The 13627-nt window shown below is 58.6% G+C and carries 11 protein-coding genes; 7 read left to right on the top strand and 4 right to left on the bottom strand.

Annotation, left to right across the window (positions count from 1 at the left end):
* On the top strand, nt 1-1144 hold a 1144-nt coding region (locus tag HMPREF2537_RS02945), incomplete at its 5' end, for an AAA family ATPase (RefSeq protein ID WP_070525421.1).
* A 29-nt stretch (nt 1145-1173) separates the two neighbouring features.
* On the opposite strand, the gene HMPREF2537_RS13115 is transcribed toward HMPREF2537_RS02945, so the two are convergent.
* Nucleotides 1174-1479 carry a helix-turn-helix domain-containing protein gene (locus tag HMPREF2537_RS13115; protein ID WP_371326362.1) on the bottom strand — a complete coding sequence of 102 codons (306 nt, stop codon included), beginning with the start codon at nt 1477-1479 and terminating at the stop codon, nt 1174-1176.
* A gap of 209 nt (nt 1480-1688) precedes the next feature.
* On the opposite strand from HMPREF2537_RS13115, the gene HMPREF2537_RS02955 reads away from it, so the two are divergent.
* The 6 genes from HMPREF2537_RS02955 (at nt 1689) to HMPREF2537_RS02980 (ending at nt 9636) form a co-directional block, all read left to right on the top strand.
* Nucleotides 1689-2600: a RelA/SpoT domain-containing protein gene (locus HMPREF2537_RS02955; RefSeq protein ID WP_168162396.1), complete on the top strand. Its 912-nt coding sequence runs from the start codon at nt 1689-1691 to the stop codon at nt 2598-2600.
* On the top strand, nt 2593-2826 hold the full coding sequence (locus HMPREF2537_RS02960) for a hypothetical protein (protein ID WP_070525423.1): 234 nt from the start codon (nt 2593-2595) through the stop codon (nt 2824-2826). The genes HMPREF2537_RS02955 and HMPREF2537_RS02960 overlap by 8 nt, the downstream gene beginning before the upstream one ends.
* A 137-nt stretch (nt 2827-2963) precedes the next feature.
* The gene (locus tag HMPREF2537_RS02965; RefSeq protein ID WP_070525425.1) at nt 2964-4436 is read left to right on the top strand and encodes a DUF3375 domain-containing protein; all 1473 of its coding nucleotides are present in this window, start codon (nt 2964-2966) and stop codon (nt 4434-4436) included.
* Nucleotides 4433-5113 carry a DUF4194 domain-containing protein gene (locus HMPREF2537_RS02970; RefSeq protein ID WP_070525427.1) on the top strand — a complete coding sequence of 227 codons (681 nt, stop codon included), beginning with the start codon at nt 4433-4435 and terminating at the stop codon, nt 5111-5113. The genes HMPREF2537_RS02965 and HMPREF2537_RS02970 overlap by 4 nt, the downstream gene beginning before the upstream one ends.
* On the top strand, nt 5106-8498 hold the full coding sequence (locus HMPREF2537_RS02975) for an ATP-binding protein (RefSeq protein ID WP_070525429.1): 3393 nt from the start codon (nt 5106-5108) through the stop codon (nt 8496-8498). Before HMPREF2537_RS02970 ends, HMPREF2537_RS02975 begins: the two co-directional genes overlap by 8 nt.
* On the top strand, nt 8485-9636 hold the full coding sequence (locus HMPREF2537_RS02980) for a DUF3322 domain-containing protein (protein ID WP_070525431.1): 1152 nt from the start codon (nt 8485-8487) through the stop codon (nt 9634-9636). Before HMPREF2537_RS02975 ends, HMPREF2537_RS02980 begins: the two co-directional genes overlap by 14 nt.
* A gap of 174 nt (nt 9637-9810) precedes the next feature.
* On the opposite strand, the gene HMPREF2537_RS02985 is transcribed toward HMPREF2537_RS02980, so the two are convergent.
* The 3 genes from HMPREF2537_RS02985 to HMPREF2537_RS12620 all read right to left on the bottom strand — a co-directional run bounded on the left by HMPREF2537_RS02985 (nt 9811) and on the right by HMPREF2537_RS12620 (nt 13116).
* Entirely contained in the window at nt 9811-10671 is an 861-nt protein-coding gene (locus HMPREF2537_RS02985; protein WP_070525433.1) for a hypothetical protein, read from the bottom strand.
* 169 nt (nt 10672-10840) lie between these two features.
* A complete protein-coding gene (locus HMPREF2537_RS02990; RefSeq protein ID WP_070525436.1) occupies nt 10841-12304 on the bottom strand; it encodes an integrase core domain-containing protein in 1464 nt (487 codons plus the stop codon).
* A gap of 128 nt (nt 12305-12432) precedes the next feature.
* A complete protein-coding gene (locus HMPREF2537_RS12620) occupies nt 12433-13116 on the bottom strand; it encodes a type II toxin-antitoxin system death-on-curing family toxin (RefSeq protein WP_118854849.1) in 684 nt (227 codons plus the stop codon).
* Nucleotides 13117-13627: the final 511 nt, after the last annotated feature.

The raw sequence follows: 13627 nt of genomic DNA on the forward strand, positions 1-13627 counted from the left end.
GACGTGTCTACTTTCCGGGGGTCAGGCCCCCTGGCTTGCCGACGCCCCACCCAACCAACTCCCCCACGCCCCGTACCGCCTCGACCCCAAAACGCAGCGCTTGCCTAGCACTTTTGAGCTGGAGTTCGAGCTTGACGGCGTGCGCTATCTCTACGGCTTCCAGTGGAGCTTTACCGGCGTGCATGCCGAGTGGCTCAGCCGCGTGCCCTCGACCAGGTGGAGCCCCTGCTTCGTGCGCACCCGCGGTGAGGAGGTGCAGTGGACGCGTTCCTTTATGGATAAGGGGGACATCGCCAAGCTCGGCCCCGTAACAGACACCGAGCTGATCCTCTCCGCCGGCCTGCGCGACGGGCACCCTGTGCTAGCCCCGCTGGCCCGCGCCCTAGTGTACGACGTGGCCTACCTGCCGCACGGGCATACCGCGATGAGCACCGCCTCCCGCATCACCGGCCTCATCCGCACCGGCAAGCTGCACCTGCATGAGGCTGCCGCCCTACTTCGCGCGGCCGATGCCGGAATCCACTCCGTACGCCTCAACCAAGACCGCATCCCGGAACACGTCTTCCGCCAGATGCGCCCGGTCATCGACGCGCTCAGCCGCAGTAGCGCACGGCTCCGCCGCCCCGACGAGTTCAGCGCCTACTCCGATGCGGAGATTGAATCCCTGCTGCACGCCATCATCGTGGAACACAAGACCGATGATTCCTTCTACGAGCTGAAGCTGACCGATGAATCCGGCGGCACGCAGAACTGGATGGCCACCGCTCCCCTGGTGCTGGACCCCCTGCGCCGCGGCGGGATTCTGGTTGCCGATGAACTAGATTCCGCCCTGCGCCCAGCTCTTCTCGATTTCATCATCCACGCCTTCCGCGAGCCCGACATCAACGTCCACGGCGCGCAGCTCATCTTTGCCTCCCACACCTTCAGCGTCCTCGAGCGCGCCGGCGAGCTGGGCCTGCGCCCGGAAAGCTTCTGGTCCGTGGAGAAGACCTCCGCCGGCGAATCGGAACTACACAACCTCAGCGACGTGCCCGTTTCCCTGGGCAACCCCGACGCCACCCACCACTTCCTGCGCGAGCGCTACGGCACCGCCTCACGCGAGGCGCTGACTGCGCTGCGGGAGCTTGTCACGGACGGTGCATGAAAGGGGCGGGCGCTTGGCGACGTGTCCCCTCAGAACAAATGCGCATTCTCCTCTTCGAATGCACGCCATTCCTGGAACGCCATCACACGTTCTTTGGCACGCTGGCGCCTCATTTGCAATACGTCTTCGCGCTTGAACCTCGTATGCGTTCCACGCTTGTGGGTAACTATCTTTCCGTCCCTTGCCCATTTCATGAGCGTTGGGCGCGAAACACCTAGCAGCTCGGCGGCTACCGTGCTGGTGAGCTCCTCAGGAATGCGAGAGATTGTGACTTCTCCTCGTTGCGCAACGGACGTCAAGACCTGGGAAATCAATCGCTGAACATTACGTGACAACGGGACCGGGCGCTCTTGCGCTAGCCACCCCAGTCAGCTTCCAAGGCGTTGCCATTCAACAGGTTGGACAAGTCACTCGCGATACCGATGAAAAGCAGGGACTCACTCCCGACAACGATTAGAACGGCCCCATGGTTGACTGATTGCTACTAGATTAGAGGCTGAGCACAACTGAATTCATTGTGCTCTGCTCGGGGGAAAGGTTAAAAGTGAGCAATGAAACAAGTACGGACGCCACGTTCCTTTGCAAAAAGCGTCCCTTCTCAAATTCACAAATTGATAAGTTGGGGGAGTTCTATGTAGGAAAGCGCAGTACACCGCCCGATTGCCAAGAAGAAATCATCGCTTGGTACGAATGGCTCAAAGACGAAACTACGAAGCTCGTTTCGTCTGCGGTTCAATCCATAGACGCTGACGGTCGAGGGCCTTTCGAGGCAGTACAATCTGCCCGAGTCAAGACTAGGTCATCCATCGCAGACAAATTAAACAGAGGATCCCGCTTATCGGCGATGCAAGACTTCGCCGGTGTACGTTTCGATCTGGGCGCGACTCACTCTGTCCTACTAAATATTGCCAAGGCTATCGAGGTTCTAGTCAAGCAAGTCAATGCGGAAGTAACCATCAAGAACTACCTCTCTAATCCCCAGCGTGGATACCGTGCGGTGCATGTATGGATTACCAGCAAACCTACCGGTCGCGTGGAGATTCAATTGCGCACCCAGCTCCAAGCCGAATGGGCAAATACATTTGAAAAACTGGCAGACCTTACAGGCCGACGAATTCGCTACGAAGACGAGTACCGTCCAGCGCACCCCGACTTACAATCTTTGAGGGCAAACTTGCTCGAAATCTCTGACCGTTTCTACAACATGGAGACTAGTCTGGAAAAGGGGTACGAATCAGCGCAGAATGGTTTGCAGTCAATAACCGCGACATCAAGGGCCATCCCCGTAGATCCACATGTACATAGAGACCGGGCTAAGTTCTACATGCACATGGCAAACTATGAGTTAGAATTAGCAGACACTGCTGAAAACAACAATGACACCCTCAAAGCGCTGAGAAAACTACAAGACGCCCTTACTGGCCCGCCAATCGAAAGCGAACAGATTAATGACTGATTTCATAATCACTTACAAACGTCGCTCAGGTGAGTCTTTCATCAAACAATTCTCGGACTCGACTCAAGCGCTTAAGGAACGCCTCCGCCGCGAAGCAGCGATCGACGATCCTGATATTGAGATCGCCCATATTTCAGCGCCTTCCCTGGAATCCTTGAAAAAGTCGCATTCACGGTATTTCATGGGCCGCGTTGAGGTACAAGACGACCAGGTGGACGCAGCCTAAAGCTTCACTCATGGCCCCGCCTCCATGGGCGTAATTATTTCGATCTGTGCTCTGTAGGACATGCACCAGGCAGAGGGCTTCGAAAATCTGAGCCCCGCTCCACTGCGCATGTCCGGCACACCTGTCAGAATCAAGACATGTCTGTTGAAGCACGCGCCCTCTCCCTCCGGCGCCTGATGCGCGATTCCGCCGCAATCCGGCTCCTGGCTGCGGACAACGCGCCCGTGATTCTGGCGTTGATTGCGGAGTACTTCCCGCGCGGCACCCGGGCGCGCCCAGCAGCAGAGGTATACGAGCTCATGGTCACCGATTTCGAGGTTTTGGCCAGCGAGTTTTCCATGCCCCGCACGCCACAGAACTACTGCAATGACTGGGTCAAAGCCGGCTGGTTAATCAGAAAGTCCGGCAAGAGCTCCCACGGTGAAACGCTCGAGCCCAGTGAAGATGCGCTCTCGGCACTCGAAGCCATTGAGCGCTGGGAAGCACCGGTGACCGCGGTGACGGCCTCACGGGTGGAATCGATCAGCTCGGCGCTGCAAAGGCTGGCGCGGGATACCAACGAGGACATCGCTAGCCGCGTGGCCAGCTTGGAAGCAGAACGTGACCGCATTGACCGCGAGATTGAGAAGGCACACCTCGGGCAGTTTGAAAGCCTCACCGCCGCAGAGACGGAAGAGCGTGTCCAAGACGTACTGAACATGGCCATGGCCGTGCCGAGTGATTTCGCCCGGGTTCGCCATGAGCTCGAGGCCCTCAACCACCAGCTGCGCCGACAGCTCTTAGATCCGGAGGGCTACCGCGGCGAGGTGCTGGAGGAAATCTTCAACGGCGTGGACCACATTGCAGAATCGGAGGCCGGACGCAGCTTCCGCGGCTTCTACTCCCTCCTGATGGATAGGGAGCGCAACGCCTGGTTGGACCAATGGATCAAGGAAGTTCTGGAAAGCGAACCCGGGCAGCAGCTCGCCCCGGACAAGAGGCAGCGGCTGCGCAGCCTCTTTCGCGATATGGAGGAAACCAGCTTCGAGGTCAACCAGACCATGACCGGGCTGGCGCGCAGTTTGCGCAACTACGTCTCCTCCGAGCAATTCGCGGAGGACCGACGCATGATTGAGCTGCTGCGCGAGGCCCGCGGCATGGCCATTGATGCCGCACAGAACTCCGAACTGAAGGCCTTTCACCGGATGGACACACCACTGCAGCGCATCGGCATGTCGATTCATTCGGTCTCCCGCATCCGCCTGGCCAACCCCGGGCGGGAAGTCGTGGAGGAGACACCAGTGGCCTACCAGCCCGGCACGGAAGACCCGCAGGCGCTTTATGAGCTGGTGCGAGAATCAGAAATCGACTTCGAGGAATTGCACGAGGCGGTACGCATGGCCGTCGCCAAGTCCGGCCCCTGCACTATTGGCCAGGTGCTGCAGGCCTATCCCCCGACGCAAGGTCTAGCCAGCGTAGTGGGTTTGGTACATATCGCGGATTCCCACCCGTTGCCCTCGTTAAAAGAAGCACACGAGACAGTCACGTGGACCGAGGAAGACGGTACCGTGCGTTGTGCCCAGATCCCCACCATGTATTTCGATCACACCACCGTTAAGGAGCTACAGTGACCGCCGTCAACAGCCCCCGCGTCGATGCCGCGCACGAGCCGCCGCTGTGGGAACACGATAAAGGAACGCTGACCTACCATTCGCGGCGCGCCCTGGTGCAGCTGCTGCAGGGCCCGCTCATTCGCGCGCAGAAGGAACCGGTACTGTGGGCGGCGATTATCTCCGACGAGGAGAATCTACGCGCCCGGTTGCACGAGGTGTTCCTGGAGCTCGTCGTGGATGAGACCGAAGGCTTCGCATTCACCCGCATGGTGGAGGAAGACAGCTTGAGCATCCCGCAGGTGCTGCGCACGGACAAGCTTAAGCACATCGACACCGCCATCTTGTTGAACCTGCGCCAGGAGCTGGGCCTCACCCTGCCCGGCGAGCGCGTCATCGTGGACGTGGAGGATCTCCGGGAGAGCATCGGCTATGTCCGTGCGGTGGATAACCGCGACGAGGCCGGCTTCACCAAGCGCTTCAACGCGGCAATGAAACGCATACAGAATGACTATTCCCTCATCAGCGCCACCGAGACCGAGGGCCGCTTTGAGGTTTCCCCGGTGCTGCGCCAGCTTTTCGACGCCTCCACGGTCTCCGCTATTCGGGATGAATACGCCCGCCTGGCGCAGGCGGAAGACCAGGATGAGCAGGAACCGGAGCAGCTCCAAGAGCAGGAGGTTGCCTCCGATGACTAAGAACACCTCCCTCTGCCCCGGACAATTCCGCATCAGCCGCATCCAGCTGATTAACTGGGGCACTTTCCACGGCTACTTCTCCATCCCGGTAGCTCGCAAGGGCTTCCTCATTACAGGCGGCTCGGGTTCCGGCAAGTCCACGTTGCTCGATGCCATGTCTGCAGTGCTAGTTCCGCAAAGTCACGTGAAATTCAACGCGGCGTCACAACAAGACCTCGGGCGGCACAACGGGCGCAACCTCGTCTCCTATGTGCGCGGCGCGTGGCGGCAGCGAGAGAACGCCCAGACCGGTGAGATCGCCCCCGAGTACTTGCGGGAGGGCGCCACCAACTCGGTCGTGGCGCTGACCTACAATAACGGCGCAGGCAAGCAGCACACCCTCATCGCTATCTTCCGCCTCAACGGCGGTGAGAGCTCAGTGAGCCAGATCAAGAAGTTGTATGGGCTGGTGCCGGGCGACGAGGACATCGACAAGCTCAGCCCCTTGCTCACCCGCAGCCTGGACACCCGCAAGATTAAGGCAATGTACAAAGGCCCCGGCGCGTCCTTCACGCCGACCTACACCACGTTCGCGAACCGCTTCCGCAAACGCTTAGGGATCAAGAATGTGGAGGGCCAGCTCCTTCTCCACCGCACGCAATCCGCGAAGTCCCTCTCCAGCTTGGACCAGCTCTTCAGGGACTACATGCTGGACCGTCCGGCTACCTTTGAGAAAACGGATGAGGCCGTCGAGCAATTTGAGGATTTGCGCCAAGCTTACTTAAGGGTCGAAGACGTCAAGGCCCAGATTGATACGCTCGCTCCCCTGCCCCAGCTGCATTCCCAGCGCACAGGCGCGGAGGCGGACAAAGCACAAGCGGAAGCCATGGCTGAGGCGCTGCCAGCTGTACGCTCCCGCTTGGTGGCTGAAGAACTGGACGTTCGCATTCGGGCCCTTTCGGCGCAATTGGCCGAAGCCCAGTCTCAGGCCGCATCGCTTGAGGCCGATGTTGCTCACCTCGATGACGCAGAGCGCCTCGCCGCAGTGGCCGTCTCCCAGCTCAGTTCGGGTGAGCTCGATACCTTAAGGGCCAAGATAGAAACCGCCGAAAAGGAGTTTGAGCACCGCACGAAGGAGTTCCAGCGCCTTAGTGCAGCGGCCGGTCAGTGGACTGATCACTACGAGCTCAGCCCGCATGGCTTCGCCCAACTACAGGCCAATGCGAAAATCCGAATCGCGGACTTCGAGGCCGATTTCGAGGACCTTATCAATCAACAACAGGAAGCCGGCGTGGCCGCCCGCGACGCCGCCACCGCCTGCTCCACGTTGGACAGCGAGCTGCGTTCCTTCAGCTCGCGGAGAACCAACATCGATAAGACCTTGGTGGAGCTGCGCTCGCAACTGGCCCGCGATACCGGCTATGCCGAGTCCGAGCTCCCCTTTGCCGGCGAGCTCATCGATATCAGCCCTCACCAGAGCGAGTGGGAGCCGGTGATCCAGAAGCTGCTGCACAATTTCGCCGCCACCTTGCTCGTGCCCGAAGCCGCACGGGAGGCCATCAACCAGTGGGTCAATTCCCGCAACGTGGGCACGCGCTTGGAATACCGCACCATCCCAGAGTTTGCCCCGGCACCGGCAGCCGCGCGCAGCCCGCGGCAGCTCATCCACAAACTCGAGTTCCAAGACCACGCCATGGCGAGCTGGGTACGCCACCACATTTCGCGCCGCTTCAACTACGAATGCGTGGATTCGGTGGCGGAATTAGAAAAAGTCACCAAGACCCCGGCCATTACCCGCGATGGCCTGGAAAGCCGCCCCAAGGACAAGGACGGCTCAACGCGCTTCATCAAGGATGACCGCACGCGCTTTAGCGGCACCGCCTGGTACCGGGTGGGCTCCACCAACACCGCCAAGATTGAACTGCTGCGTTCACAGCTCATCGACGCCAAGGCCACCGCCCGCGCTACGGCCAAGCGGGTCCAAGACTTCAACCGGAAGATGGACATCCTGCGCTCCCAGCGCGATAAGGCCCAGCAGGTACTGGATACCTCATTCCAGGACATCGACACCGCCTCCGCCGAGGCCCGCAAGCGTGATCTGCAAGAACAGTTTGACTCACTGGCTTCCTCCCCGGAGGCCCAGGCGCTGGCCGCCGCGCACGCGCAGGCCAAGCAGAAGCTCAACGCCGCCCGCGCCAGACTCAACGAGGCGCAGAAGCACCTGGGCAACGTCGAAGGCGAGCTAGAGCGCTCCACCGCTCGCCGCCGCGGCATCGGCCCCGTGCCGGAGATCGCGGACAAGGACATTGAGACAGCAGTCGTTGAAGCCCTGCACAAAGGCAAGCGCAGTCTCACAATCGATGACATCGATGCCCGCCGCGATGAAGTCCAGGCCAGTTTGCAACAGACCTCCCGCACGGCCGCGCGCCGCATCGAGGAGGCCAACGACAAGATCGTCTCCGTCCTGCACGCCTACCTGTCCGAGTGGCCCGCGGAGGCCGCCGACTTGGAACCGCAGGCCAGCTTCGCCGGCGAGGGCATCGAGAAGCTCAAGTTCCTCCGGGCAGACCGCCTGGCTGATTTCCGCGCCCGCTTCCTCGAGTTGCTCAACGGCCAGACGGTGCGCAACCTCTCCCACCTAGCCACGGATCTGCGCCGCGCCCGCAGCGATATTGAGATGCGCATGGAGTACATCAACAAATCCCTGGAGCGCTCTCCCTTCAACGGTGAACGCACCCTGCGCATCGAAGTCAAGGACGCCCGCGGCCAGGTGGTCCAAGAATTCCAGCGGGATCTCGATGCCGCCACCTCCCACAGCCTGGCGGAAGTCACCGAGGATGATCCAGCGGCAGCCATTGCGCGCTACCACGCCTTGGACAAGATCTTAAGCCGCCTCGGCTCCAGCCAGCCGGAGGATATCCGCTGGCGCAACGTGGTTTTGGATACCCGCCGGCACGTCAGCTTTGTCGGCCGCGAGTGCTACCCCGATGGAACCACGGCCAACACCTATCAAGACTCCGCCTCACTCTCCGGCGGCCAGGCCCAGAAGCTCGTCTTCTTCTGTTTGGCCGCAGCCTTGCGTTTCCGCCTCGCGGAGCCTGACCAGGACGTGCCCACCTATGGGTCCATCATCTTGGATGAGGCCTTTGACCGCGCGGATCCCGCTTTCACCCGCACCGCTATGTCCGTCTTCGCGTCCTTTGGATTCCACATGATTCTGGCCACGCCGTTCAAGCTCATCCAGACTCTCTCGCCCTATGTGGACGGCACCATCGTGGTCAGCTACGACGAGCCCACCATCGACGGCCGCCCGCAGGCACGCACGGGCTACAAACTTATCGACGCCTCCACCACCCACGACCCCCAACAACCCGACCCCAAGGACTCCGACGATGCGGACTCCTAAAGACCTGCAGGCGCATGCCGCCAAGTACCTGCGCAACCACTTCGCCGACGCACTCGCCGATCCCGCTGCGCTCAACCTGGACTGGCCGCTGCACCCGCCAACAGCTACGGCCGCCGCCCGCGATATCAAGGCCACGAAGGACTTCATCCGCGCCTGGCAGCGCTGGCCACACCAGGAAGAGGTCATCTATGAATCCCGAAATTGGTCCCGCGCGGGCCTTGGCACCAACGACGTTCCCACACGCGCAATACTCACCGGCGCCGCGCGCATCGCTGCCGCCGCGAACCTGATGTCCGACTACGACCGGGCCCTCCAGCGTGCCCAGGACATCGCCGCCATCTTTCCGGACTCCCCGGACTTCGCGCATACCGTCCGCCGCACGTACAACCAGTGGAAGGACTTAAGCGCCTGCGACTTGCGCTGCTTTGGACCGTGTCTGACCTGGCTGCGCGCCAATCCCCGCTCCGGCGAATGGGAGCGCGCCGTGCCGGTGGAGGGCGTCGATGGCAAATGGATAGGCACCCACCGCCGCCTGCTCCTGGCGCTCCTTGCTCCCTTCGGCATCACGGACTTGGGCCTGCGCCGCAGTGATGCCCGCCTGCGCCTGCGCTACCTCAACCACGCCCCGGCACTCTCCGATATCGAAATCCCCCTCGCCGACGCCGCCACCCTCTTCCCCGACACCCCACCCCGGGTACTCATCGTGGAGAACAAACAAACCTTCCTAGCACTTCCCACGCTTGCCGACGCCTCCCCAACCACCATCGCCATCCTCGGCTCCGGCACCGCCGCCCACCAACTCCAGGCACTGGGCTGGCTACAACGAGCCGACATCACCTACTGGGGCGATCTTGACGCCGCCGGCTTTGCCATCCTCAACGCCGTGCGCGCCCACTTCCCCCACACCACATCACTGCTCATGGACCCCGCCACCGTCACCGCATTCCAGCACCTCGCCGTCCCCGACCCCGGCAACGGCTCCGCCACCCTCACCCACCTCACCACCGACGAGCAACGCGCCTACCGCTTGCTTTACACCAAAGGAAGACTGCGCATCGAGCAGGAGCGGATTCCTTTTGTGCACGCCAACGCAATAGTCCAAGAGGCCCTCGGTGGCGGCTCAACGCAAAGCCCCTAACACCCCAAGCACACTAAAAATGACCCTCACCTGCCAGTAGCCCCGGTGAGGGTCGAGCAGCTGTACGCAAAGTAGGACTGCCCCTACCAAGAATTATGCCCAACGAGCGCAGAGATAGTCAACGCCTGCGTCGCAATAATGAGCCGGCAGTCAATCGTCTCGATGAAGCAAACATCAATCTACGAAGCCATCATCACCAAGCCCATCAAGGTACGCGCTCCAACTTTTAAAGACATCAGCAAGCAGATGTAATGGTGCTTCATCAACGTCGTCGCAGTGCCGAAACTCCTTTAGGCTGAATGCTGCCGCGCCGACCGCGATAGCGGTTCGGATAGCCACTTCGTAGGTTTCAATTGCATTGCCGCAGCTTCCGATATCCGCTGAGATCGCTATTTCAATTTGGCGGACTACATTGTGGTGCACTGATCGATTGAACTCGTTGTACATCTCACGACCTTTAAACCCATCAAAATACGTCTCAACCAGATCTGTATACGGCAATAGTCTGTGACGCCTGCCGTACCCCTGCGATGCAAACGCTTGCCTAATTTTTTGATGCGCCTCCAAAGCGTCATGAAGCTTGGAATCGGGCCTTGCAGCGTCAGAGTTCTCGTACCCATTTATCACGACGTTTACCGCTCGAGCGGTTCTAACCCACGGGTCTTCTTGCTCATTCACATACATTACTAGAGCAGCGTTTTCTAGAGCAGGCCTGGCAAGAATTGATGGTGTAAGCGGATACCGAATATCGGACTTCAGCAACAGGCCGATCGAGTGCAAAGCTGCACCCGCGGCTTGCAAGGCCGCCGCTGTTAGCTCATCAGGAAGTAGAGAAATCCCCCATTTTTGAGCCCCACGAATCTTAGGCTCAAATTCCGCCTCAAGGGCATCCGCAGCTTCTGCAGTAAGAACTCGAGGTGAACGAGCCATCTCATTTACAGTGTGCGCTGCGACCTCACAATGTGCGCCAAGCCCCTTCAGAGGAAAGTAATGCTCATACTCAGCAAACGAGTTTTCCAACGGATAACCCTGCACAAACTATCACCCCATAGCCTTTCGCACATGTTCACTATACCGAATCGTGCGTAAGGCCTAATCTCCGGCCTCTTGACCTAGCTCTGTTATGTCCATAGGGTTTTTGGACATGGAGTCCGGTGTCTTTTTGGACACGGAGTCCATGGAGGTCTTGGACACTTCTAGCGGTTTATGGTTGCGGCCTGCGTTTCGGCCGGGGTTTGGATAGTTTCGGGTTCATCCGCGGTGGTTGGCGGTGTTTCATTCCTTCAACGAGGTTGATGTTGATCTGACCACCTGGTGGTTTGTGGCTCAACGTGATCGGCAGTGGCACGCTGAAGAGGAATTCACCGTCATGGGCCGTGTAGAACTCCGCAACGTTTTCGGCTGTGACTGTGGAGTAGAGTCTGCGGTTTTTAAACCTCAGACCAATGTAGAGACCGAAGCCGCACACGCGTACAACGCCGTCTTTGCTTACGCAGAGCTGGTCTGGGATACCCCGATGGTTTGTTGAATTTGTCGTCGGCGCCGTTAGTGTGGGGGTATCGGTGGGAGGTATGCCTTGCAAAGCTGCCATGTCATCGATGCAGGCCTCGTGTGAAGTTGCCGCTTCCGCGGGGCCGTTTAGCATTTCGGATACAGCTTGTGGATTGTGCGCTTGGTTATAAGCGACTACGCGGGCCCAGACCTGCTCAGGATCGAGTGGATGCTGAGGCGATGGTGCCTTGGGGAAGGTATCGAAGGCCTGGCGTGGTGTGATGTGCATTTTGCCGACCAGCAGTGATTGGTGCCGTCGTCGTTCGTTGTAGACCTGGCGATATTCAGCCAGATATGTGTTGACCTCAGCAAGGCTGACTGGGTGGCGTGCATCGAGGAACTGGGTCAACGTGCGGTGAGAGCGTTCGTCTTTTCCCTGGGTTGTCGGGGCGAAACCAGCAATAGCAAGTACACCTTGGCTAGCGAGCCAAGTTTCAGTAGCAGAGAGAAAACCACGGTGATAGGTGGCGAACGCATCGCCATTGTCGGAAAGGATTTCTTGAGGTTTGCCGTAGTCGGCGAACGCTGCGGCCAGTACGGCGCGCGCATCAGTACCGTTTTCTGGCAGAGCGAACGCTGTGGTTCCGACATCGAATCTGCTGGCATCATCGATAATCTGGTAAATCGTGACATGTGTGTGGGCATGGTCAAAGAGGCGGTAGACCAGTCCATCGATTTGCCAGAGTTCACCGACGAGATCACGGGCGAAGCGCTTATAGGAGCTGCGTGGCCGTTTGCGGGCATTGGCATCAACAAATCCCAGCTCATGAAGCCACGAGGCGATTGTAGAACGCGACGGCGTGGAATCTGGGCCTGAAGTGTCAAACAAGAAGTAGTAGATCGACCAAGGCCCATAATCCAAGCCTTGCTCCATCAACTCCTGCCTGGCGTGGACGACTGCGATTTTATCGGCCTCGTCAAATTTCTTAATCGGATTCTTCGGGGCAGTCGAATCAGGCACAATACCTGCGCGACCCTTCTGCGCTATCCGGCTTTTGATGTTGTGGTACGTCTGCCGCGAGATTCCTAATTCTTTGCAAAACTGTGTGACCGTCTTGCCGTCACGAACGGGATCGAAATCTGCGACCTTTCTACGCTTATGCAATGGAATAGCCATCCGGCTATTCCACCGCCGCAAACGTCCAAAAAGCCACTAGACATCCCGTCCAAAAACATCCTGGACTCCGTGTCCAAAAAGTCGCTAGACATCACAGACCTAGCTCTTGACCTAGCAGTCCAAACTACCTAGATATACCTAGACCAGTCATGCATGTCTAAGTGCGCTTGAATTGCTCGAGCTTTAAACTTTATTCTCTTTTTCTCTAGAGGGTTATCGGCATACTGGAGTAATTCTTCAGCTGCTTCGCGTGCTTGATCGGAAGTAAGCACCATTTCAATAGGAGTACTCTGGCTCCCCGCGAGATACAAGTAGATAAAGCGCGTTCCGTCAGGAGTCTTTCCAACGCCTACGAAATAGTCTTCCCCTTCATCCGTTATTTTAGTTACGCTAAACCCTGACGGTAGATTACCGGCGTTCCCTAGAAAAGGCGCCACCAAAGACCGCAAAGCATCTGCGATTTCAGGCACGCCAACTTTTTCACCAACTATTCTTTCCACAAGATGCTCAGAAGCATCTGCGTCAACTTTTCCAAGCAGGGGACCTACCGCCAGGTTCAGCCTGAGAAACAACCAGCAAGCCGCCCAGCCAGTCCGCTTGTTACCATCGAAAAGACTTTGCGTGGTGCAGAAAGAATGCAGAAGTGCTGCAGCTTTATCCCAAGCGGTTGGAAACGCGTCTCTCCCGAGAACAGTAGTCGCCGGTCGGTTTACATTTGCTTTAAACTGATTGGAATCACGGATTTGCAGAGGGGACCCACAAGCCAATTCCCCGACGATTAGGACTTCCTCTTCGTTGGGATAAATGGTCAAGCTAGACGGCGGTTAAGTTCCGCGGACCAATTGGCAATCTCCCGCCCTAAGTACTCAACGTAGCGGCGACGGTCTTCCTCATCCATATCTTGGACCTGAGTTACAGAAGTATTAATGTGGTCAGGTCTTGAAACGGTCGACTTTGTCAATTTAATCCCTCCTTCGCCCTTCAGTAGTCAGCACCTGCTTATTTCAGAGATTAGCACTCGTCGGAGAATTTGCGTAGAGGAAGTCATCACCCCTCCTTTCCCAGGAGGACACGTACACCTGAAGCGTCTTTCACCTAGCAGTGAGACTCTTCTTAAGGACAACCGAATTGTGTGCGAATGTCTAGAGGCCACCTCAACGCTCCACTTGCTGCGCCTGTCCGGCACTCCCGCCAGAATCAAAGCTTGACTGTTAAGGCACGCACTCCATCACTGCGCCCAGAAGGCCCTCCAAAAAGCTCTGGAGCCTACGCGGCTCCAGGCGACAACGTTCCGGTAACCGGCTCGTCCTGCGATTATTCTAA

Source organism: Corynebacterium sp. HMSC074E01 (assembly GCF_001808885.1).
Classification (GTDB): domain Bacteria; phylum Actinomycetota; class Actinomycetes; order Mycobacteriales; family Mycobacteriaceae; genus Corynebacterium.

Coding starts and splice junctions, on each gene's coding strand:
- HMPREF2537_RS02980 (WP_070525431.1), top strand. CDS start 8,485: ATGCGGACTCCTAAAGACCTGCAGGCGCATGCCGCCAAGTACCTGCGC.
- HMPREF2537_RS02975 (WP_070525429.1), top strand. CDS start 5,106: ATGACTAAGAACACCTCCCTCTGCCCCGGACAATTCCGCATCAGCCGC.
- HMPREF2537_RS02990 (WP_070525436.1), bottom strand. CDS start 12,304: ATGGCTATTCCATTGCATAAGCGTAGAAAGGTCGCAGATTTCGATCCC.
- HMPREF2537_RS02960 (WP_070525423.1), top strand. CDS start 2,593: ATGACTGATTTCATAATCACTTACAAACGTCGCTCAGGTGAGTCTTTC.
- HMPREF2537_RS02965 (WP_070525425.1), top strand. CDS start 2,964: ATGTCTGTTGAAGCACGCGCCCTCTCCCTCCGGCGCCTGATGCGCGAT.